The sequence below is a fragment of the Bradyrhizobium sp. USDA 4011 genome, from assembly GCF_054063415.1.
The window spans coordinates 8296973-8317955 of record NZ_JBSSGG010000001.1; the positions used below are offsets into that span (position 1 = coordinate 8296973).

Annotated in this window: 18 protein-coding genes; 5 read left to right on the forward strand and 13 right to left on the reverse strand. The window is 65.3% G+C overall.

Features of this window, described 5'->3' with window-relative positions; genetic code table 11:
* Positions 1-38: 38 nt before the first annotated feature.
* The 5 genes from ACVW1C_RS39435 to ACVW1C_RS39455 form a co-directional block, all read right to left on the reverse strand.
* On the reverse strand, positions 39-467 hold the full coding sequence (locus tag ACVW1C_RS39435; protein ID WP_456762818.1) for a hypothetical protein: 429 nt from the start codon (positions 465-467) through the stop codon (positions 39-41).
* Positions 468-724: 257 nt separating this feature from the next.
* Positions 725-1429 carry a transcriptional repressor LexA gene (lexA, locus tag ACVW1C_RS39440; RefSeq protein WP_456762819.1) on the reverse strand — a complete coding sequence of 235 codons (705 nt, stop codon included), beginning with the start codon at positions 1427-1429 and terminating at the stop codon, positions 725-727.
* A 231-nt stretch (positions 1430-1660) separates the two neighbouring features.
* On the reverse strand, positions 1661-2872 hold the full coding sequence (locus tag ACVW1C_RS39445; RefSeq protein ID WP_456762820.1) for a molybdopterin molybdotransferase MoeA: 1212 nt from the start codon (positions 2870-2872) through the stop codon (positions 1661-1663).
* Positions 2873-2885: 13 nt separating this feature from the next.
* Positions 2886-3524 (reverse strand): HAD family hydrolase, encoded by a 639-nt coding sequence (locus ACVW1C_RS39450; RefSeq protein ID WP_456763288.1) that lies wholly within the window; start codon positions 3522-3524, stop codon positions 2886-2888.
* Between the two features lie 960 nt (positions 3525-4484).
* Complete coding sequence (locus ACVW1C_RS39455) at positions 4485-4817, reverse strand: His/Gly/Thr/Pro-type tRNA ligase C-terminal domain-containing protein (RefSeq protein WP_456762821.1); 333 nt, start codon at positions 4815-4817, stop codon at positions 4485-4487.
* 169 nt (positions 4818-4986) lie between these two features.
* Between ACVW1C_RS39455 and ACVW1C_RS39460 the strand changes: the two genes are divergently transcribed.
* From ACVW1C_RS39460 to ACVW1C_RS39475, 4 genes are all read left to right on the forward strand, one after another.
* A complete protein-coding gene (locus ACVW1C_RS39460; protein WP_456763289.1) occupies positions 4987-5997 on the forward strand; it encodes an ABC transporter substrate-binding protein in 1011 nt (336 codons plus the stop codon).
* A gap of 277 nt (positions 5998-6274) precedes the next feature.
* The gene (locus ACVW1C_RS39465) at positions 6275-6424 is read left to right on the forward strand and encodes a hypothetical protein (RefSeq protein ID WP_456762822.1); all 150 of its coding nucleotides are present in this window, start codon (positions 6275-6277) and stop codon (positions 6422-6424) included.
* Between the two features lie 136 nt (positions 6425-6560).
* Complete coding sequence (locus ACVW1C_RS39470; RefSeq protein ID WP_456762823.1) at positions 6561-7748, forward strand: NADH:flavin oxidoreductase/NADH oxidase; 1188 nt, start codon at positions 6561-6563, stop codon at positions 7746-7748.
* A 175-nt stretch (positions 7749-7923) separates the two neighbouring features.
* Positions 7924-9276 (forward strand): S41 family peptidase, encoded by a 1353-nt coding sequence (locus ACVW1C_RS39475; RefSeq protein WP_456762824.1) that lies wholly within the window; start codon positions 7924-7926, stop codon positions 9274-9276.
* A 74-nt stretch (positions 9277-9350) separates the two neighbouring features.
* On the opposite strand, the gene ACVW1C_RS39480 is transcribed toward ACVW1C_RS39475, so the two are convergent.
* The 6 genes from ACVW1C_RS39480 to ACVW1C_RS39505 all read right to left on the reverse strand — a co-directional run bounded on the left by ACVW1C_RS39480 (position 9351) and on the right by ACVW1C_RS39505 (position 18588).
* The gene (locus ACVW1C_RS39480; protein WP_456762825.1) at positions 9351-12083 is read right to left on the reverse strand and encodes a bifunctional diguanylate cyclase/phosphodiesterase; all 2733 of its coding nucleotides are present in this window, start codon (positions 12081-12083) and stop codon (positions 9351-9353) included.
* Positions 12084-12412: 329 nt separating this feature from the next.
* A complete protein-coding gene (locus ACVW1C_RS39485; protein WP_456762826.1) occupies positions 12413-13978 on the reverse strand; it encodes an ABC transporter substrate-binding protein in 1566 nt (521 codons plus the stop codon).
* A 271-nt stretch (positions 13979-14249) separates the two neighbouring features.
* Positions 14250-14765: a cyclic pyranopterin monophosphate synthase MoaC gene (gene moaC / locus ACVW1C_RS39490; protein ID WP_456762827.1), complete on the reverse strand. Its 516-nt coding sequence runs from the start codon at positions 14763-14765 to the stop codon at positions 14250-14252.
* A 4-nt stretch (positions 14766-14769) separates the two neighbouring features.
* On the reverse strand, positions 14770-15591 hold the full coding sequence (trpC, locus tag ACVW1C_RS39495) for an indole-3-glycerol phosphate synthase TrpC (RefSeq protein ID WP_456762828.1): 822 nt from the start codon (positions 15589-15591) through the stop codon (positions 14770-14772).
* An 11-nt stretch (positions 15592-15602) separates the two neighbouring features.
* Positions 15603-16616 (reverse strand): anthranilate phosphoribosyltransferase, encoded by a 1014-nt coding sequence (gene trpD / locus ACVW1C_RS39500; RefSeq protein WP_456762829.1) that lies wholly within the window; start codon positions 16614-16616, stop codon positions 15603-15605.
* A 70-nt stretch (positions 16617-16686) separates the two neighbouring features.
* Positions 16687-18588 carry a SurA N-terminal domain-containing protein gene (locus tag ACVW1C_RS39505; protein WP_456762830.1) on the reverse strand — a complete coding sequence of 634 codons (1902 nt, stop codon included), beginning with the start codon at positions 18586-18588 and terminating at the stop codon, positions 16687-16689.
* Positions 18589-18829: 241 nt separating this feature from the next.
* Between ACVW1C_RS39505 and tpiA the strand changes: the two genes are divergently transcribed.
* Entirely contained in the window at positions 18830-19582 is a 753-nt protein-coding gene (tpiA, locus tag ACVW1C_RS39510) for a triose-phosphate isomerase (protein ID WP_456762831.1), read from the forward strand.
* A 192-nt stretch (positions 19583-19774) separates the two neighbouring features.
* Here tpiA and ACVW1C_RS39515 read toward each other — a convergent pair whose 3' ends face one another.
* Together ACVW1C_RS39515 and ACVW1C_RS39520 are read right to left on the reverse strand one after the other, a co-directional pair.
* Positions 19775-20308: a GNAT family N-acetyltransferase gene (locus ACVW1C_RS39515; protein WP_456762832.1), complete on the reverse strand. Its 534-nt coding sequence runs from the start codon at positions 20306-20308 to the stop codon at positions 19775-19777.
* A 3-nt stretch (positions 20309-20311) separates the two neighbouring features.
* A complete protein-coding gene (locus ACVW1C_RS39520; protein ID WP_456762833.1) occupies positions 20312-20878 on the reverse strand; it encodes a helix-turn-helix domain-containing protein in 567 nt (188 codons plus the stop codon).
* Positions 20879-20983: the final 105 nt, after the last annotated feature.

The window sequence follows — 20983 nt, forward strand, 5'->3', positions numbered from 1 at the left end:
TCCGCCGCTGAACAGCTCATTCCGCGGCGACGATGCGCTCAACCCAAAAACAGCGACGCAAATGCGGAGGGCCGCCGCTCCACAACCTTCGGCTTCTGCTCGACCAGCGGATGCAGTGCCGGCAATTGCAGCACGCTGACACGTTGTCCCTCGACGAGCTGGGTCACCAGCACATGGCTGCCGTCGGGGAATTCGACCGCGTCATGATGGCGATCGGGAACGTCGGGCTCGACTTCGTTGAACACGCCGACGCGGAAGTTCATCGTCTTGGTCCAGATCCAGCGGCTGTCGTAGCGAACGTTCTCGGCGAAAGCGAGCTCGGTGCCCGGCAGCATGCAGACCGCGACAGTGGGATCGGTCTCCGAAGCAAAGCCGCGGGTCGACGTCCCGCGGAAAGTCGTGGTGATTAGCGTCTCTCCAACAATGGCGGGGCGCGACGCCACGGCGTGCAGACTGTAGTCACACATCGGATGGCTCCTCTAATCGAGGTAGCGACCAGTGCCTCTCCTTGAGGCATAGGGCCTCTACCAGAGTGGACGATAGCGAACGAGTGTCTCCTCGTTTCTGGGCGATTGTACGACTGGTCGCCCAACGCCTCCGATCACAAACACGCGACGCTGCGTGAGAGGTATCGGAGCGCATCGGGCAAACAGCACGTTACGCTATCATTCAAGGAACGATCCGATGTGTCGCTCGTTCCCGGCCGCCGCAAGTATTTGGAAATTCAGTATTTGCGATAGAGGCCGATCAGCTTGCCCTGGATGCGGACCCGGTTCGGCGGCAGGATGCGCACTTCATAGGCGGTGTTGGCCGGCTCCAGAGCGATTGATGCGCCGCGGCGGCGGAAGCGCTTCAGGGTGGCTTCCTCCTCGTCGATCAGCGCCACCACGATGTCGCCGGTGTTGGCGACGTCGTTGCGCTGGATCAGCGCCATGTCGCCGTCGAGGATGCCGGCATCAACCATCGAGTCGCCGCGCACTTCCAGCGCATAGTGCTCGCCGGAGCCTAGCATGTCGGGCGGTACGCTGATGGTGTGGCTACGGGTCTGCAGCGCCTCGATGGGCGTACCGGCGGCGATCCGGCCCATCACGGGGACCGCGACCGGACGGTTGCCGTCGTCCTCGGTGACCGGCGGCGTGCTGGTGCGCTTGCCGAGGGTGCCTTCGATCACGCTCGGGGTAAAGCCGCGGCGGCCGTTGCCGCCGCCGGCCGAGAGTTCTGGCAGCTTGATGACCTCGATGGCGCGGGCGCGGTTGGGCAGGCGGCGGATGAAGCCGCGCTCTTCCAGCGCAGTGATCAGGCGGTGGATTCCGGACTTCGAGCGCAGGTCGAGCGCATCCTTCATCTCGTCGAACGAGGGCGGTACGCCGGCCTCTTTCAGACGTTCATTGATGAAACGCAGAAGTTCGTACTGTTTGCGCGTGAGCATCTCGAGTATTCCCCCGGTTGGTAGCGTCGTTCGATTCCGAGACTTTTCAGGCGGGGCCAGTCCTCAGGAGCACGGTGCTCATCACAAGCGCTCCCTCGCGGCCTCCCATTTGTACACACCAGTACTCGAAACAAATCATGAACGGACACTATATGTTCGATATGTGTTCCGCAACCACTTAATTTCCGGTGAACGCATCCGGCAACGCACAATCCGCGGGCTGTGCGAGCCTCACTCAGGCAGCATCAGGATCTCGCATTCGCTGCCTTTGCCGGCGGCAGGCGCAAACGGCGGACGCACGAGAAGTGCCTGTGCCGCAGCGAGATTCCCGAGCAGCGACGAGTCCTGCTGCATCACAGGCGTTGCGATCAGCGTGCCGTCCGCGCGCTCCTCGAGGCGCGCGCGCAGATAGTCCTCGCGCTGGTCGTTGGCGGCGAGGTCGCGGCCGAGCAGGGCGCTGGCACGGACGTGATGGACGGTCTTTCGCCCGCTTAGCGCCCGAATCAACGGCACCAGAAACAGGAAGGCGCAGACATAGGAGGACACCGGATTGCCGGGCAGGCCGATCACCCGCATCGCGCCGAGCCGGCCATGCATCATCGGCTTGCCGGGCCGCATCGCGATCCGCCAGAACGCCATCTCGACGCCCTCGGCCTCAAGCGACTGCTTGACCAGGTCGTGGTCGCCGACCGAGGCGCCGCCGGTCGTGATCAGGATGTCGGCACCGGTCTCGCGGGCCCGGCGGATACCGGCGGTGGTGGCCTCCACAGTGTCGGCGGCAATCCCGAGATCGACGGTTTCGGCGCCTTCGGCGCGCGCCAGCGCACGCAGCGCATAGCCGTTGGAATAGACGATCTGGCCAGGGCCGGGCGCCGAGCCCGGCATCACCAGTTCGTCGCCGGTCGCCAGCACCGCGACCTTGGGACGGCGGTGCACCGCGAACTCCGGATGGTTCATGGCGGCCGCAAGCGACAGCGCGCGATCGGAGAGGCGGCTGCCGGCCGCGAGCAGCACGTCGCCTTCACGGAAATCGACGCCGGCCGGGCGGATGTGCCGCCCGGCGGTTGCGGCCTCGCTGATCGTGATGTGATCGCCGTCGACGGCGGTGTCTTCCTGGATGATGACGGCGTCGGCGCCATCGGGGATCACGCCGCCGGTGAAGATCCGCACCGCTTCGCCGGCGCCGACCGTGCGCTCGAACGGCCGGCCGGCGGCGACTTCGCCGATCACCCTGAGCCGGGCCTTCAGAACACCAGCGTCGGCCGCGCGCACGGCGTAGCCGTCCATCGCCGACATCGGCTGCGGCGGCTGGGTGCGCCGGGCGGCGAGGTCGCGGGCCAGGGTGCGGTGGTAGGCGGCATCGAGCGCGACCATCTCCTCCGGCAGCGGTTCGGCGCCGGCGAGGACGGCGGACAGGGCATCGGCAACCGGCATCAGGGCCACGCTCGGAGCTCCTTCAATCCAAATGTTCAATACCAAGTGCAGTCAGAGCCCTCGCCACGTCATCCGTCGATGTCACGTGGATGGCATGAAGGCCGCGCGCCCGCGCGCCCTCGATGTTGGCGGCCAGGTCGTCGAAGAACAGGATCCGCGACGCCGGCACACCAATCTCCCTTACCACATGATCGTAGGCCTCGGCGTCGGGTTTCCGAAAGCCGATCGTCGAGGACAGGAAGACGGTACGGAAATGGCTGAGCAGCTCGGCATGGATGACCGAGAAATGCGCGACGTGGGCCGGATTGGTGTTGGAAAAGGCGTAGAGCGGCATCCGCCTGGCGGCGGTGGCGAGCAGGGGGGCAATCCCCGGCATCTCGCCGGTGAAGATCGCATTCCAGCCTTCCAGAAACTGCGTATGGGTGAGGTTGATGCCGAGCGTCCGGCGCAGGTTTTCGAAGAACGCCGCATCGTCGATCCGGCCGATCTCGTGATGCTTGAAGCTGTCGTCGACGACAAAGCGCGTGGCGAGGTCGGCCGGCGCGCAGCCGGCATGCTGCGCCCAGTGCGCCATCACCTTCTCGAAGTCGATGTCGAGCACGACGCGGCCGATATCGAACAGCAGCACGTCGACGGAATCGGGGGAGAGTTGCGAGGTCATTGCGTGAAACCGTGTACGAGAATTGCGGGCGGGCGGCAATGTCCCCGATTTGTGCGGCAGGCACGCGACCAAGGTGCTGACGTTGGCCCCGCTCGGTCCATTCTCACGCAGTGTCATCACCCGCGCGCATGCGGGCGATCAAGTATTCCACAGGCGCTGGTGCTCGAGCCGAGAGGCCGCGGCGTAAAGGCAGAGAGCTCGGGGTATGACCACAGGTGTAACGGGAGCCGCTTCATGGGCACTCGTCAGTTGCACACTGCGCGTCCTCCGCATCTCGACCCACGTTCGTGACGATCGCGAAGCGCCCCTCGATCGGGTGAGACGGGCGAAGCATACAGTAGGCCGTACTTCTGAAAGAGCGAAACATCTTTATCGCGGGGCTTGCGCCGTCGGGCAAATCAATGATTGGACCTTGCGCGCTTTCGGTGCGTCAAGCGGCCTGCTGCTTGCCGGGCAGACCTCTCAGATCCTGGAAAGCGCCAAGCCGAGGTAGGCGATGAGCGCGCCGGTGCTGAGAATGACGACGACGAGCGCCTGCTCCGAACGTGCCTGCAGGGTTTTTCGGCTCACGGCGATGACGCTCCATCCTTCAAGATCATGCTCTCCAACTCACGTCGGCTGTTATCCGTTCCGGTTCCAGCCGGGAACTTTCCTCAATGTCAGCCCTCGCGTTCCAGGCCAGAAACGCGCAACGCCGCCCGCATTGAAATACGACGGGCGGCGTTGGTTCTAGCCCCAGGAGGAATGGCAAAATCCTGGCGTTATCGATACGCGCGAGCGAGCAATAAGGTTCAGTCTTCGATCCGTATGAATCCGGTACTCCAAAGGAGCAAAGGAAAGCGCCAGGGCGAGGTCTAGGATGGTGTGATCAAGTTGCTCTGGCCTCAGCGTGTACCCCCTCGCTGGGGCCTTTCTTTGCGCCGCGGACCCTGCGGCGCCGGGGCTGCGCGCAGCGAGTTTTCAGTCAACGACCTGACCCGGACAAGCACGCTGTCGAAGCGCCCGGACGGCGTCATCCAGCGGCAAAACGGAAACGGCTCCGGCGCGCTCGCGGAGGCTCACGGTGCCTTGTTGCGCCTCGCGCTGCCCGACGACGGCCACAATTGGGATGCTCGCCTCATGCGCGGCAACGATGCGCCGCGACAGGGTGTCGGCGCTGGCAAACGGGACGCCCCTGATGCCTTCCGCTTCGAATGCATCGCGGACCTTGACCGCGTAATCGGAGTAATCACGCGAGACCCGGAGCGACCGCAACCTGGTCGAGAGAGCGGCCCCGGATATCGCCGCGCCCATCCAGGCTGCGGTTCGTCGTCGGATGTTGTTTTCTGCGCCAAGCCGTCAATCCTTGGAACGGCCTTTCGCGCGCGCGGCGAAAAACGAAATAGCGTCTCATATACATCGGCGGGTTTTCTCTTAAGCTTGCGGCGTAGCGATTGCTGATCAGGAGCCTGCGCCGGTGACCATGCCATCCTCTCTCTCTCGACGTTCCGCGCTCGGCGTGCTCGCCGGAAGCTTGATTGCCGGCGGCGTGCGTGCGGAGACCGCGGCGGGTGGGGGCGCCGATCTCGGCGGCGTCACGCTGCGCGTGGCGTATTACAAGGGTGGCTGGCGTCCGCTGCTGCAGGCCGGCGGCGAGGACAAGACGCCCTACAAGATCGAATGGAAGGAGCTCAACAACGGCGTGCTCCACATCGAGGCCCTGAACGGCGATGCGCTCGACGTCGGTTCGGGCAGCGAGATTCCCGCGATGTTTGCCGCGCGCCAGAACGCAAGGGTGCGCTTCATCGCCGTCACCGATGAGGATCTCAACATCCAGGTCACGGTGGCGGCAAAGGATGCGCCGATCCATTCGATCGCCGACCTCAAGGGAAAACGCGTCGGCTATGTGCGCGCGACCACGGCGCATTACTTCCTCGCGAAACAGCTCGAGGAGGCGGGGCTCGCGTTCGGCGATATCGAGGCGATCAATCTGACGCCGTCCGACGGCTACTCGGCGTTCGCCTCCGGCAAGCTCGATGCCTGGGCGATCTATGGCTACAACGGGCAGCTCGCGATCGCCAAGCAGGGCGCGCGGCTGCTCAAGACCGGCGTCGGCTATCTCTCGGGCAATTTCCCGATCTACGCCAATCCGAAGGCGGTCGACGATCCGCTGCGCCACGCGGCCGTGAGCGATCTGCTGCTGCGGATCCAGCGCGCCTATGCGTTCGCCAACAAGAATTTTCCCCTCTATGCGGCGGCGCAGGTGGCCGAAACCCATCTGCCGTTGCAGGACATTCTCGACCAGTTCGGCCGCCGCAGCGGCGACTTCTCGCTGGCTGGTGTAACGCCTGATGTGCCGGAGACCCACCAGAAGGTCGCCGACACCTTCCTCAAGCTCGGCGTGCTCGACGCCCGCGCCGAGGTTGGACAATTCTGGGATACGAGCTTCAACGATGCGATCGCCGCGGGCGCAGCAAGGCTTGCGCGGAGTTGACGGCTGTCGTGACGATGTAGCCCATATGGGATAGGTAATGGACGGGCAGGTTCCCGCAGATCTCGCCATTCCGGATGAGAAAGTTCCAGCATGGCCGCGCGCGGCCGTGCTGTGCTGCCATGCGGACCGGAGAGCTTGCAGGCCGCGCCAGATCCGTACGATGATCATTTAGACCACGTTGAATCGAACGCAGGTCGGCCCCGGCAGCGTGTCCCGGGGCCAGTTTTGTTCCCAGCTGATAATTGTCGCTCATGCGGATTGTTGCTCGGAGCTGAAATTGAATCACGACACGCTGGCCAAGCTCACCGTCACCATCATCGTGCTGGCCGCGCTGCTGGTGTGGCGCGTTGCCGACCAGAGGAAAGGGATCGCATGCGGGGTCAACTGCCCGACGGATCTGTCGGCGAACCGCAAGCCCGCTCAATAGGAACAGCTCGTGGATGGATGTTGCCTCGGTGGTGCGCGCCACGCGCCCCTATCGGCCATCGCGCGGTGCGTATAACGTCGGCGGAAAATAGGAGATCGGTCCCGCGCGCCGGGTAACGACGTGAAGTGAGGAAGCGATGTCCGACATGCTGCTGTTTTCGCCGACGACCATCCGCGGCGTCACGCTGAAGAACCGCATCGTGGTGCCGCCGATGCATCAATATTCGGCCGAGAAGGGCTTTCCGACCGACTGGCATCTGATGAACGCAGGCAAGTTCGCCGCCGGCGGTGCCGGCCTCGTGATCGTCGAATCGACCAAGGTCGAGCGCCGCGGTTGCGGAACGATCGGCGATCTCGGCATCTGGGACGACAAGTTCATCGCGCCGCTCAGCCGGCTCGTCGGCTTCATCAAGCAGCAGAACGCAGTCGCCGGCATCCAGCTCGGCCATTCCGGCCGCAAGGCGCGCGCAAGCCGGCCCTGGGAGGGCGACCGTCCGCTCGAACGCAGCGCCGCAATCGAGGATTGGGATGCCTGGACGCCGGTGGCGCCGAGCGCGATCGCCCATAGCGAGCGCTGGCCGGTGCCGCGCGCGCTGGAAACGCAGGAGGTGAAGGACCTCGTCGCGGCCTGGGGGCAGGCGGCCCGCCGCGCGCACGAGGCCGGGTTCGAGGTGCTCGAGCTGCACGGCGCCCATGGCTATCTCGTGCACGAATTCCTCTCGGAGCGTTCGAACCTGCGCAGCGACGAATATGGCGGCTCGGAAGCCAACCGGATGCGCTTCCTGATCGAGGTGACGGAGGCCGTGCGTGCGCACTGGCCGGATCACAAGCCGCTGTTCGTGCGGCTGTCGGTCGAGGACAATGCCGGCTGGGGTCCGGAACAGAGCGCACGGCTGGCGGCGATCCTCAAGCCGAAGGGCGTCGATGTGATCGACTGCTCGTCGGGGGGAATCAGCGAGATGGCCCCGATCCTCGGCAAGGAGATCAAATACAACTATCAGGTGCCGCTGGCGGAATATGTCCGCCGGCATGCCGATATCATGACCATGGCGGTCGGCCTGATCATCCATGGCGACCAGGCCGAGCAGATACTGCGCGATAAACAAGCAGATTTGATCGCGGTCGGCCGGGAAATCCTCAATAACCCCAACTGGCCGATGGATGCCGCGCTGAAACTCGGGGTTGAAGGGCCATTTCGCCATGTTCCTCCGCAGTTTGGCTATTGGCTGGGCACCCGGGCCAAGCGCGGATTCGGGACCCGGCCGTCGACCTGGCAGAGCGGGTTGCGACAGGCCGGGCCAGAGGCCGACCGGGAGCCGACTTGAGGCTGACGTGGTGCTGACTAGATGCTGATTTTGGGGCTGACCAGGGCATCGTGACAGGACCGTAATGGTCCAGTGACCAGGCGGCCTTGATCCGACCAAAAAGCCGTTGTGTGGTGCCCCCTTCGGGGTGGGGCAGGCGAACGTTGCCGGCCGATAGCGAAAAGGATCGCGGATAATGCGCAAACATGTTGGCTTCTTCCTCGGGACGGTTGCGGGAGCGTGTCTCACCCTGCTCGTGGCCTCGCCGCAGGGGACGCATTTGTTCGCCGTCGCCAATGCCGCCGCGCATGCCGACAATACCTATTCGCAGCTCAACCTGTTCGGCGAGGTGTTCGAGAAGATCAAGACCGACTACGTCGAGAAGCCCGAGGACTCCAAGCTCGTCGAAGGGGCGATCAACGGCATGATCTCCTCGCTCGATCCGCACTCCCGCTACATGAACGAGAAGGGCTGGGCGGAGATGCAGGAGACCACGCATGGCGAGTTCGGCGGGCTCGGCATCGAGGTCACGATGGAGGACGGCTTCGTCAAGGTGGTGGCGCCGATCGACGACACCCCGGCCTCGCGCGCCGGCATCATGTCGGGCGACGTGATCACCTCGATCGACGATGAGCAGATCCAGGGCCTGACGCTCGATCAGGCCGTCAACAAGATGAAGGGCGCGCCCAACAGCTCGATCCGGCTGAAGATCGTCCGCAAAGACGCCGACAAGCCGATCGAGGTCTCGATTACCCGTGAGATCATCCGCGTCCGTCCGGTGAAGTATCACGTCGAGGGCGGCGACATCGGCTATATCAGGATCACCTCGTTCAACGAGCAGACCACCGAGGGCCTGCGCAAGGCGATCGGCGAGATCCAGAAGCAGATCCCGCAGGACAAGCTGGCCGGCTACGTCGTCGACCTCCGCAACAATCCGGGCGGCCTGCTCGACCAGGCAGTCTCGGTGACCTCGACGCTGATGCAGCGCGGCGAGGTGGTCTCGACCCGCGGCCGCAATCCGGAAGAGACCCAGCGTTTCACCGCCCATGGCGGCGACATGACCAAGGGCAAGCCGCTGGTGGTGCTGATCAATGGCGGCTCGGCTTCGGCCTCCGAGATCGTCGCCGGCGCGCTGCATGACCACAAGCGCGCGACCCTGATCGGCACCCGCTCGTTCGGCAAGGGCTCGGTGCAGACCATCATTCCGCTCGGCGCCGGCAATGGCGCACTGGCACTGACCACCGCGCGCTATTTCACGCCGTCGGGTCATTCGATCCAGGCGCTTGGCATCAAGCCCGACATCGAGGTGCTGCAGGACGTGCCGGATGAGTTCAAGACCCGCTCCGAGATCAAGGGCGAGGCCTCGATGCGCGGCCACCTCTCCGCCGAGGGCGCCGAGCAGACCGGCTCGCAATCCTACGTGCCGCCGGACGAGAAGAACGACAAGGCGCTGGCCGCGGCGCTTAACCAGCTGCGCGGCGTCACCGTGAACGCCGACGCCAAGAACGCCGATACCAAGACCGCCCAGAAGCGGCCGGTGCCGAACTAGGCCGATCTCTGCTTCGTCATGCCCGGGCCACGCTCGGGCATGACGCGTTATCGGTCGTCCACTCCTTCCGAAGTTTACGCCGCGCCGGCAACCGGTTTGCGCCGACGCGTGGCGATCGGACCCGCAACAGGGCCACGGCGATGCCCGGCCAAGAGCTCGCGGATCTGGGCGGCCGGCTTCGGCGGGCTGAACAGATAGCCCTGCATCTCCGAACAGCCGAGCTCGCGCAGCAATTGCTGCTGCTGCGCGGTCTCGACGCCTTCCGCCGTCGTGGTCATGCTGCGCTCGGCGGCGATGTTGACGACGGCCTCGACGATGCCGGCCGAACCTTGCGGATCGGCGATGTCGGTGACGAAGCAGCGGTCGATCTTGATCTTGTCGAACGGGAAGCGCTTCAAATAGCTCAGCGACGAATAGCCGGTGCCGAAATCGTCGAGCGCGATCCTGATGCCGATGGCGCGGAGCTGGTGCAGCGCGGCCAGCGCCGTCTCGTCGTCGCGGATCAGCACCGCCTCGGTGATCTCGAGCTCCAGCCGGCCCGCCGACAGGCCCGATGCCGCCAGCGCCGCGATCACCTTGAGTGCCAGCGTGCCGGTGCGGAACTGCACCGGCGAGACGTTGACCGCGAGCTTGACGTGATCGGGCCAGTTCACGGCTTCCTTGCAGGCCGTCATCAGCACCCATTCGCCGAGCTGGTTGATCAGGCCGGTCTCCTCGGCGATCGGCACGAAGTCGGCCGGCGAGATCATGCCGCGCACCGGATGGCGCCAGCGCACCAGCGCCTCGCAGCCGGTGATCTCGTTGCTGCGCAGGTCGACGCAGGGCTGGTAATACACTTCGAGCCCGCTGCCCGCGGCAATGGTCTGCCGCAGCTCCATCTCGAGCTCGCGGCGGGCGCGGGCGTCGGCGTCCATCGCCGGTTCGAAGAAGCGCGAGACGCGCCGGCCGGCCGACTTCGCCGCATACATCGCAAGGTCGGCGTTCTTCATGATCTGGTCGAGATCGGTGCCGTCCCTCGGCGCCAGTGCAATGCCGATGCTGGCGTCGGTCGTGACCTGGTGGCCGAGGCATTGATAGGGCGAGCGGATGACCTCGTAGATGCGCGCGACGAGGTCGGTGACCTCGACCTCGCTCTTCACGCCGGTCTGCACGATCGCGAATTCGTCGCCGCCGAGCCGGGCGACGAAATCGCCGTCGCCGATCACGCCAGATAGCGTCCGCGCAACGGACTTGAGCAGCTCATCGCCGACCATGTGTCCGAGCGAGTCGTTGACGCCCTTGAATTCGTCGATGTCGATATAGAGCACCGCAAGCTGGCTGTCGGGGGCGACATGCGGCAGCTCACGCTTGATCTCCTCGTGGAACAGCGCGCGGTTCGGCAGGTCGGTGAGAGCATCGTAGTGGGCAAGATGCGTGATGCGCTCCTCGGCGCGGCGGCGCTCGGTGACGTCCTCGTGGGTCGCAAGCCAGCCGCCATCGGCCAGCGGCTCGTTGACGATCTGGATCGAGCGCCCGTCGGGCGTCGCGATCACCATGGTGTTGCGGATGCCGACGTCGCGCAGCACGAGGTTGACGTAGCGCTCGACGTCGCCCTGGAACGAACCCGTCAGGTAGCGATGCACGATGACGTCGCGGAAGCTGCAGCCAGGCCGGATGACGTCCGCGGATAATCCGTACATCTCGATATAGCGCTTGTTGCAGATCACCAGCCGCTGCGCGGCGTCGAACAGCAACAGCCCCTGCGTCATGTTGTTGACGGCGGTGTCGAGCCGGAGCTTCTCCAGCGTCAGGCGCTGCTGCTGGGTGCGGTGCTGCTGCAACAGCTTGCGCACCACGAGCGTCAGCAGGATCGCGATCGCCAGCACCGATGCTGCGGTCACCGCGATCAGCATGCCGATCTGCTCGCGCCAGTTGGCGAGTGCCGCTGCCGTGGTGGTGGTGGCGACGACGACGATCGGGAATTTGGTGAGCGCCCGCGACGACACCAGGCGGTCCTTGCCGTCGACCGGGCTGGTCAGCCGCGAAGTGCTCTGCGGCAGCTCGAACACCTGCTGCTGACCGGCCGGGCCGGTGCGGAAGTTCTTCCCGATCATCTCCTCGACATGGGGATAGCGCGCCAGCAGCGTGCCGTCGCGGTGGTGCATCGAGATCGCGGCGCCTTCGCCGAGCGCAACGGTCGAGAAGAACTTCTCGAAGGTCGCCGGCTCGACGCCACGGACGAGTACGCCGAGAAACTCGCCACGTGGGCCGGTCACCTTGCGGGTGATGGCGGTGGTCCAGACTCCGCTGACGCGGCTGACCACCGGGGCGACCAGCATGTCGGGTGAGTAGGGGCTCGACTTGAATATCTGGAAGTAGCTGCGGTCGGCGATGCTGACCTGCGGCAACGGCCAGTCGCCTGAGCTGTTGATCAGCATGCCGTCGGCGTCGAACACGTTGAGTCTGCCGACATTGGACAGCGCGTCCATCTTGGACTTGAGCATCGCATGGATGTCCGCGGCCGACATCCGGCGCCGGTAGTTGTCCGGCGTTGCGATCCCGCTGTCGCGCATGAATGCGATCAGGTCCTTCTGGACGACCTCGAAATCCTCGAGCTGCTGGTCGAAATGCCGCGCCAACAGCAGCACAGTGTTCTCGAGCTCACGCTCGCTGTTGTGCAGGGCTCGCTCGCGGAAATTCTCGGCCATCAGGGTGGCGCCGATTGCGATCGCGGCCATCAGCACGGCGCCGCCAAGGATCAGCCAGCGGATCGGACCACTGCCGATCACCGAAGTGACGTTGAACGAGGCGCTGCCGTTTTGCTTCATCTGACGCTATCGCTTCCAGGCGTTACCACCCGGAAGCAGGTTTCGTGCACCTCCGGCCCGCGAAAGTCGTATACAAACGAAATGGAGCGCGGGTTAGCGAGATTGGTTAACGACTGGTTGTCCGGACTGGTTGAATTCGGCAGCTTCTGCGTTGACGCCGAAGACGGCCCTGCAATCGGGCGAATTGAGGAAACTGCCACCGCCGAATTGTTGGCGGCCATGATCTGGTCCCGGACGCCAGGACGCCAGGCTTGCTGCCGACGCGTCCCGGTCGCGTATGGCCCCAGGCCAGACACCTGGCGTTCTTTGCCAGCGGATTCATCTGCTGGCTACTTGTCGAGCCAGACATCCTCCATGCGCCAGCTGTTGAAGATGCTGTTGACCATGATCGTCAGACCCTTGACATATGGACGCTCGCACGTCCCGCCCCGCCGGTAGAAAATGATCGGCCGCACGCCGTCGTTGGCCAGCTTGCGTTCGATCGTCCATAGCATCTGCTTGCGCTTGGCCGTGTTATCCTCGCGAGATTGCGCCTCGATCATCTTGTCCATCTCGGGGTCGCAATAGCTGTCCCAGTTGAGGTTGGAGCCGCAGCCGTAGAACAACTGCACGGTCGGGTCGGGATCGGGCCCTGCCGTCTGCAGGTTGAGCGCGACCGTATATTCCTTGCGCTGGATCTTCGGGAAGTATTGCGCCGTGTCGACGAGGTCGAGTTGGCCGTCGATGTAGATCTGCCTCAGCTGATCAATCAGCAGCACCGCCGGGTCGCGGTATATCGACCAGTCACGCGTCGTCACCTTGATCTTGAGCCGGTTGTCGGGGCCGTAGCCGAGCTTTCGCATCAGGGTACGAGCCTCTTCGCGGTTCTTGTGCACGTCGACGCCGTAGCCCGGCAGCTTGGTGATCTCGTCCGGGGGCATGCCCCACAGCCCGGCCGGAGGCGGCTGCAAGATGCCGCCGATCTCGCCTTCGCCTTGTCCGATCGTGTCGACATAGGCCTTGCGGTCGATCGTCAGCGCCATCGCCCGCCGCAGATCTGGATGATCGAACGGCGGCTGGGCACGGTTGATCAGCAAATGGGTGTTGACGGTGCCGGGCGACAACTCGCACACCGCCTCCGGCACCCGCGCCTGCATGTTCTTGTAGCGGAGAACCGACAGTTCGAACGGGAATGTCATATCGAACTGCCCGGAAACAAACGCCAGGTCCGCGGTCGACGGCTCCTGGATGATGGTGTATTCGATCCCGTCGAGATACGGCCGGTCCTTCTTCCAGTAGTCCGGATTGCGGGCGACTTTGATGCGTTCATTGGGTTTGAACTCGACGAACTTGAACGGGCCGGTGCCGATCGGATGCTGGCGCATCTGCGTCGCCGTGATATGACAGCGATAGATCGCCGAGAATCCGGCGGCAAGCAGCATCGGGAAGGCAGCCTGCGGCCGCTTCAGTTTGAACGTGACCTCGTAATCGCCGTTGGTCGTTAGGTCGGCCAGGTTCTCATACGCGGTCTTGCGCGGGTTGAGCCGCAGCTTGTCGGGCACCTTATCGAGCAGCAGATCCCAGGTGCACTTGACATCGGCGGCGGTGAATGGCTTGCCGTCATGCCATTTGACGTCCTGACGCAGTTGGAAGGTCAGCGCGGTGTCATCCTCGTTCCACGACCAGCTCGTCGCCAGATCGGGAACGATCGCGTCGAGGCTGACCTGCTGCTTGTGCTGGTCGAACACGATGAGATTGTTGAACACGCCCATCATCGGCATCTCGGCAACGATCGTCGCTGCCTCGTGGATCGACATGTTGGCCGGGCTCGCAGGGCTCGCGAGCCGCAGGATGCCGCCGCGGTTCTGCGCGCAGGCCGGATGCCCGGCAGAAAGCGCCAACAGCAGTGAGGCCACTGCGCCCGTCCATGCGATGGAACGTCTCGTCGCGCGGAGTACATGAGTCATGTACCACTCCCACGAGAACTACTTCACTGCTTTCACAATAATGCATGAACAGGAAGGAGGCTTTCCGTAGTTCTCCGGTGCGAACGAAGTCCCGACGGCTTAAGTAGTAATCCTGAATTTCTCGGTCGGATCGGACGGCAGATTTATCGATTCACGGCCTGGGTCCATCACGACGCTCGACGTCATCGCCATCATTGCCGGCGCTGCGCGTCGGTCGCGATCACTTGCTCGCGCGATAGTGTCCGGACTTGCCGCCGATCTTCTCGACGAGGTGAATGCCTTCGATCCGGATGCCACGGTCGACCGCCTTGACCATGTCGTAGATGGTCAGGCAGGCGACCGAAACCGCGGTCAGCGCCTCCATCTCGACGCCGGTCGGCCCCGTCACCTTGACGCTGGCGCGCAAGATGCAGCCGGGCAGCTTGCGATCGGTGGCGATATCGATCGTGACCTTGGTCAGCGCCAGCGGATGGCAGAGCGGGATCAATTCCGAGGTCCGCTTCGCCGCCATGATGCCTGATATCCGCGCGGTCGCCAGCACGTCGCCTTTCTTGGCCTGTCCGGACTCGATCAGCGCGAGCGTTGCCTTGCTCATCAGGACGCGGCCTTCGGCGATCGCGGTCCGTTCGGTCGCCGGCTTGGCCGAGACGTCGACCATGCGCGCCTCGCCCTTGGCGTCGATATGGGTGAGGGCGGCGACGGGTCCCTTCGATCCGGCTTTGGTCTTGCGCGCCATCGCGTCAGCGCGTGCCGGTGGCGCGCGGTGCCGCCTGCCGCGTCAGCAAGGCGCGGGTGGCCGCGGTGACGTCCTGCTGGCGCATCAGGCTCTCGCCGACCAAAAAGGTCGACATTCCGACGCGCTCGAGGCGGGCGAGGTCCTCAGGCGAGAAGATGCCGCTCTCGCCGACCATCAGGCGGTCGGCGGGGATCAGCGGCGCCAGCGCTTCGCTGGTCGCCAGCGTGGTCTCGAAGGTGCGCAGATTGCGGTTGTTGACGCCGATCATCGGCGAGCGAAGTTTTAGGGCACGGTCGAGCTCGGCGCGATCGTGGATCTCGATCAGCACGTCCATGCCATAGTCGAGCGCGGCATCCTCGATCTCCCAGGCCGCCGCATCGTCGAGCGCGGCCATGATGATCAGGATGCAGTCGGCGCCATGGGCGCGCGCCTCCGCCACCTGATAGGTGTCGAACATGAAATCCTTGCGCAGCACCGGCAGATTGGTCGCCGCGCGGGCCGCGACCATGAAGTCGAGATGGCCCTGGAACGAGGGCGCATCCGTCAGCACCGACAGGCACGCCGCGCCGCCGGCTTCATAGGCTTTCGCGAGCACCGGTGGATCGAAGTCGGCCCGGATCAGCCCCTTCGAGGGCGAGGCCTTCTTCACCTCCGCGATCAGCGCGTAGTCGCCGCGTGCATGCTTGTCCTTGAGGGCGCGGACGAAGCCGCGTGGAGCTGAGGCCGCTTTCGCCTGTGCCTCGACCTCGGCGAGCGGACGCGCGCGCTTCGCGGCTGCGATCTCCTCGCGCTTGTAAGCCTCGATCTTGGTCAGGATGTCGGACATGTCCCGCGCTCTCAGCCGTTGGAAACCGCGACCAGGTGCTTCAGCCGCGCCGCGGCCGCGCCGCTGTCGAGCGACTGGGCGCCGATCGCCACGCCTTCCTTCAAATCCCTGGCGCGGCCGGCCACGATCAGCGCGGCGGCCGCGTTGAGCAAAGCGACGTCGCGATAGGCGCTCGGCTTGCCCTGGAGCACGCTCGACAGCGCGATCGCGTTGGCGTCGGCATCACCGCCCTTCAGCGCCTCGCCGCCGACGCGGCCGAGGCCCGCCTCCTCAGGCGTCACCTCGAATGTCCTGATCTCGCCGTTCTCGAGCGTTGCAACGAAGGTCGGGCCGGTGAGGGTGATCTCATCGAGGCCATCGGAGCCGTGCACGACCCAGACCTTGTCGGAGCCGAGGTTCTTCAACACCTGCGCCAGCGGCTGCACCCATTGCCGCGAGAACACGCCGACCATCTGCCGCTTGACGCCCGCCGGGTTCGACAGCGGCCCGAGCAGGTTGAAGATGGTCCGGGTGGCGAGCTCGACCCGAGTCGGGCCGACGTTCTTCATGGCCGGATGATGCGATGGCGCGAACATGAAGCCGATGCCGGCTTCCTTGATGCAGCGCCCGACTTGCGCCGGCGTCAGGTCGAGTTTGACACCGAGCGAGGCCAGTACGTCGGCGGCGCCCGAGCGCGACGACAGCGCGCGGTTGCCGTGCTTGGCAACCGGCACGCCGGCGCCGGCCACGATGAAGGCCGCGCAGGTCGAGACGTTGACCGAGCCCGAGCCGTCGCCGCCGGTGCCGACGATGTCGACGGCGTCCGCCGGTGCGGTGACCCGCAGCATCTTGCCGCGCATCGCGCTGACCGCGCCGGTGATCTCCTCGACGGTCTCGCCGCGCACCCGCAGCGCCATCAACAGCCCGCCCATCTGCGAGGGCGTGGCTTCGCCCGACATCATGCTGTCGAAGGCGGACGCCGCTTCTTCACGCGTCAGCGTGGCGCCGGTGGCGACTTTTCCGATGATCGATTTCAGGTCGTCCATTCGCTGGCTCAGGGTCTGTTGTTGGAGCTTGATCGCCGCGCAGCGCGTCGTCGCGCTGTCCCGATCATGCTCAATTATTCGCGCCTGTCACCTGTGCGAAGGCTGCCTGGTTGACGCTCACACCGATGTCGGTCTCGATCTTCGCGACATATTGCGCGACCTGCTCGTCGCTCAACGAGCGCCGCAGCGCCTCGCCGAGCTGCTTGACCTCGTTGGAGGCGAAGTCGACCGGGGGCACCGTCACATCGGTGACGCGGAACACCACCCACTGGCTGCCGCCGGCTGCGGAGGTCTGTCCGTCGCCGTCCTTGGCGGTGCGGAATGCCGCCGCGATCACGCCGGCCGGCACGTTGGGCAGCGTGGCCTCGCGGCGGAAGTTCGCAGCGGTCTCGACCTTGACGCCGGCCGCCGTGGCCTCGTCGGCGAGCTTGGCGCCGCTGTCGAGCTTCTGGACCATCTCGGTCGCCTTGGCGCGCAGCTTGGCGGAGATCTGGTCCTCGCGCCACTTGGCCTCGACCTGGTCGCGGACCTCGTCGAGGGTGCGCTCGCGCGACGGCGTGATGCCGAGCACGTCGTACCAGACATAGCCGTTGTTGAACTGGATCGGATCGTTGTCGACGCCGACGTCGCTGTTGAAGGCCTGCGACACCACGTCGAGGCCGCGCGGAATGTTTGACGCGACCTGGCCGTTCGGCAGACGTCCCGAGCGATCGATCGCGTCGATGGTGACGGCGGTCAATTTCAGCTTCTGCGCCGCGTCGATGACGCTGGAGCCGCCGCCGCGCTCGTCTTCCATCTTGTCGCGGAGCTCGGCGACCTTGGCGCGGGCGCGCTCGGTCGCGATCTCGTTCTTCACCTGCTGCGCAAGGCTCTCGTAGGTCGGGGTCACGCCGGGCTCGACCTTGCCGACCTTGACCAGCGCCACGCCGAAGCGGCCCTGGATCGGCTGGCTGACTTCACCCGCGGGCAGGGAGAAGGCGGCATCGCCGACGGCCGGATCGAGGATCGCCGACTTCGTGACCAGGCCGAGATTGACGTCGGCGGGATTGAGCTTGCGCTCCTTGGCGATGTCGTCGAACGAGGTGCCCGAGGCGATGCGGGCGCGGGCGGCCTGCGCCTCACCGGCGTCCGGAAACACGATCTGCGAGACCTCGCGCTTCTCCGGCGTGCTGAGCCGGTCCTTGCGCTCCTCGAAGACCTTCTTGGCATCCTCGTCGGACACGGTTTCCCACTTGCCGATTTCTTCCGGCGTGATCGCGACGAAGGCGATCTTGCGGTACTCGGGCGCGCGGAACTGGACCTTGTGGTCCTCGAAATAGGCGGCCAGCGCCTCGGGCGAGGGCGGATCGATGGTGCCGGCCTGCGCGGCGCCGAGCGTGACGTAGTCGATCGAGCGCTGCTCGTTCTGGAAACGGGTCAGCGCCTCGACCATCGATTTGGTCGGCTCGATCCCCGACGAGATGGTGCCGGCGATCTGCCGCCGCAGGCCGACGCGCCGCTGCTCGGCGATGTAGCGGCCCTCGGTGTAGCCGAAGTTGCGGATCACGGACTGGAAGCGCTGCGGATCGAACTGGCCGTTGAGGCCCTTGAAGTTCGGATCGTTGTAGATCGTGCGCAGCACCTCGGCGTCGGACTGGTTGAGGCCCATGCGGCGCGCTTCCTCGTCCAGCGCGGCCTCCGCGAGCGTCTGCTGCAGCACCTGGCGATCAATCCCGAAGGCGCGCGCCTGGTCGGGGGTCAGCGGACGGCCGAACTGGCGGCCAAGCTGCTGTAGCCGGTCGGTATAGATCTGGCGGAACTGCTCGGCCGAAATCTCGGTCCCGCCCACCTTGGCGAAGGTCGACTGGCCAAACCCCTTGAAGATGTCGGCAATGCCCCAAATTCCGAAACTGACGATCAAAACGCCCATCACCACGGCCATTATCGTCTTGCCGAGCCAGTTTGATGAGGCTTTCCGCATTCCTCGAAGCATGGGTCCAACTTGTTTTACAGGAGGGGAACCGGGTCGTACCCAAGTGGGACTAAAAGTCGGGACTTTTTGTCCGGCAGCGGGGCGTCACCGAATTGAAAACGCTTATAAAGTGGCTCGTGTCCCCCCGCAACGCTCGGGCGCGCGGGCGGAAGCGTCGCACGGCAGGCGCGAAGCCGCGCTCTGGAAGTCGCCGCCCGGCTCTGATAGCGCAGGGACACGCTTGAATGATGGGAAATCCGACATGACCGACGCCATCCGGCCGCTGATCGCCGGCAACTGGAAAATGAACGGCCTGAAATCCTCTTTTGTCGAGTTCGACGCGATGCTGGCCGGCGCCGGCGATGTCGCCGGGAAGGCCGATCTCCTGGTCTGCCCGCCGGCGACATTGGTCGCGGCCTTTGCCGACAAGGCGCGCGGCTCGAAGGTCGCCGTCGGCGCCCAGGATTGCCATCCGAAGGCGTCGGGCGCCCACACCGGCGACCTCTCGGCGGAAATGTTTGGGGATCTCGGCGCGGTCGCCATCATCGTCGGCCATTCCGAGCGGCGCGCCGATCATGGCGAGACCGACGCCTTGATTCGGCAGAAGGCGGAGGCCGTCTGGCGCGCCGGCCTGACCGCGATCGTCTGCATCGGCGAGACGCGCGAGCAGCGCGACGCCGGCAAGACGCTCGACGTCTGCGGCACCCAGCTTGCTTGCTCGCTGCCCGACGGCTCGACTGGGGCCAATCTGGTGGTGGCCTATGAGCCGGTCTGGGCGATCGGCACCGGCCTGACCCCGACCGCCAAGGATGTCGAGGAAGTTCACAGGTTTATCCGAGGTCAGCTCACCGATCGCTTCAAGGACGAGGGAAGCCGGACCAGGATCCTCTATGGCGGCTCGGTGAAGCCGTCGAATGCCGCCGAGCTGATGGCCGTCGCCAATGTCAACGGCGCGCTGGTCGGCGGCGCCAGCCTGAAGGCGTCGGACTTTTTGGCGATCGCCGCGGGCTGTTAGGCCTGCCCATCCACGCCGACCCGACCTCTCACACCGTCATCCTGAGGAGCGCGCTCTTGCGCGCGTCTCGAAGGATCGACGGCTCGGCTGGTGGCCGTCGACCCTTCGAGACGCGCTACGCGCTCCTCAGGGTGACGGGATTGGCAGTATTGCGAAGCCAGCCTTCATCGGCATATCTGCTTGGCTACGGAATCAGGCGACCTCAGCCGCGCCGATCCGCTTCCAGTAGATCATCGTCCCGGTGAGGCCGCCATGCGGCTTCAACGCGTAGTGGGGGATGATCCCGCTGAGCTGAAATCCCTGCTTTTCGTAAAGCGGCGCGGCGCCGTCGTCGACGGCGGTGTCGAGCACCAGCAGCGTGCGCCCGTGCGCGATCGCCAGCTGCTCGGCGGCGCGCAGCAATGCCGTCGCAACGCCGCGGTTGCGGTGGCTCACGCGCGTCATCATCTTGGCGATCTCGGCGCGATGCGGCTGGTTCGGCGGCAGCTTCAGCAGCAGCGTCACAGTGCCGATCAGGCTGTCGCCGTCGAACGCGCCGAGCACTACCCGCTCGCCGCGCGCCGCGGCGCCGAGCGAGTCCTGCCAGAATGTCTTCGCGTCATCTAACGGCAGCGGATGCATGAAGCTCACTGAGCCGCCGCTCGCGACGGTCTCGACCAGCAGCGCGCCGAGCGCGTTGCGCAGGTCCGGCCCGTCCTCGAGCGGCTTGATGGTGAAGTGCGACATGCATCAGCTCCGGGCCAGGGCGACCACGTAGGTGCAGCCGGCGTTGGTTTCGTTGGCGAAGGTGGTCTCAGCGGGCGGACCGAAGCCGAGGCAATCGCCGGCGCCGAGCACATGGCGCGCGCCGCCCTCGGTGATGACCAGGCTGCCGCTCAGCACCCAGACCAGTTGGCGGATATGGGCGTAGGACGAGGCGGGCAGGGTCACGGATTGTCTCGCCGGCATTTCCACCCGCACCAGCTCGACCGGATGATCGGGACGGCTGAACACCTGGCGGCGCAGATAGCCGGTTTCCGGATCGCTCCAGATCGGCTGCGCGGCCGCGCGCGACAGCCGCTCGCCCTGGCCCTCGGCGCGCAACATCAGGCCGGCCAGAGTGAGGTCGAAGGCCGAGGCGAGACGCACCAGCACGACCGCCGTCGGGCTGACCTCGGCGCGCTCGATCTTGCTGATCGTCGCCTTCGAGACGCTGGAGCGTTCGGCAAGCTCGGCCAGCGACCAGCCGCGGCCGTCACGCTCGAGCCTGATCCGCTGCGCCAGGCGCTGGCTCAGGTCGTCCACCAAAGTATCCATTTGTCTATTATAATGGAAAGAGCCGGTTCCGATCAAGGCCGGGGCAAGCGCAGCCGAGGCAACTTGTGATGTCAGCCATTGCGACTATCTCAGGGGTGACAATGC

Coding starts and splice junctions, on each gene's coding strand:
- moaC (WP_456762827.1), bottom strand. CDS start 14,765: ATGGCGCGCAAGACCAAAGCCGGATCGAAGGGACCCGTCGCCGCCCTC.
- ACVW1C_RS39480 (WP_456762825.1), bottom strand. CDS start 12,083: ATGAAGCAAAACGGCAGCGCCTCGTTCAACGTCACTTCGGTGATCGGC.
- ACVW1C_RS39470 (WP_456762823.1), top strand. CDS start 6,561: ATGTCCGACATGCTGCTGTTTTCGCCGACGACCATCCGCGGCGTCACG.
- ACVW1C_RS39520 (WP_456762833.1), bottom strand. CDS start 20,878: ATGGATACTTTGGTGGACGACCTGAGCCAGCGCCTGGCGCAGCGGATC.
- ACVW1C_RS39475 (WP_456762824.1), top strand. CDS start 7,924: ATGCGCAAACATGTTGGCTTCTTCCTCGGGACGGTTGCGGGAGCGTGT.
- trpC (WP_456762828.1), bottom strand. CDS start 15,591: ATGTCCGACATCCTGACCAAGATCGAGGCTTACAAGCGCGAGGAGATC.
- tpiA (WP_456762831.1), top strand. CDS start 18,830: ATGACCGACGCCATCCGGCCGCTGATCGCCGGCAACTGGAAAATGAAC.
- ACVW1C_RS39505 (WP_456762830.1), bottom strand. CDS start 18,588: ATGCTTCGAGGAATGCGGAAAGCCTCATCAAACTGGCTCGGCAAGACG.
- ACVW1C_RS39435 (WP_456762818.1), bottom strand. CDS start 467: ATGTGTGACTACAGTCTGCACGCCGTGGCGTCGCGCCCCGCCATTGTT.
- ACVW1C_RS39515 (WP_456762832.1), bottom strand. CDS start 20,308: ATGTCGCACTTCACCATCAAGCCGCTCGAGGACGGGCCGGACCTGCGC.
- ACVW1C_RS39450 (WP_456763288.1), bottom strand. CDS start 3,524: ATGACCTCGCAACTCTCCCCCGATTCCGTCGACGTGCTGCTGTTCGAT.
- ACVW1C_RS39460 (WP_456763289.1), top strand. CDS start 4,987: ATGCCATCCTCTCTCTCTCGACGTTCCGCGCTCGGCGTGCTCGCCGGA.
- lexA (WP_456762819.1), bottom strand. CDS start 1,429: ATGCTCACGCGCAAACAGTACGAACTTCTGCGTTTCATCAATGAACGT.
- trpD (WP_456762829.1), bottom strand. CDS start 16,616: ATGGACGACCTGAAATCGATCATCGGAAAAGTCGCCACCGGCGCCACG.
- ACVW1C_RS39455 (WP_456762821.1), bottom strand. CDS start 4,817: ATGGGCGCGGCGATATCCGGGGCCGCTCTCTCGACCAGGTTGCGGTCG.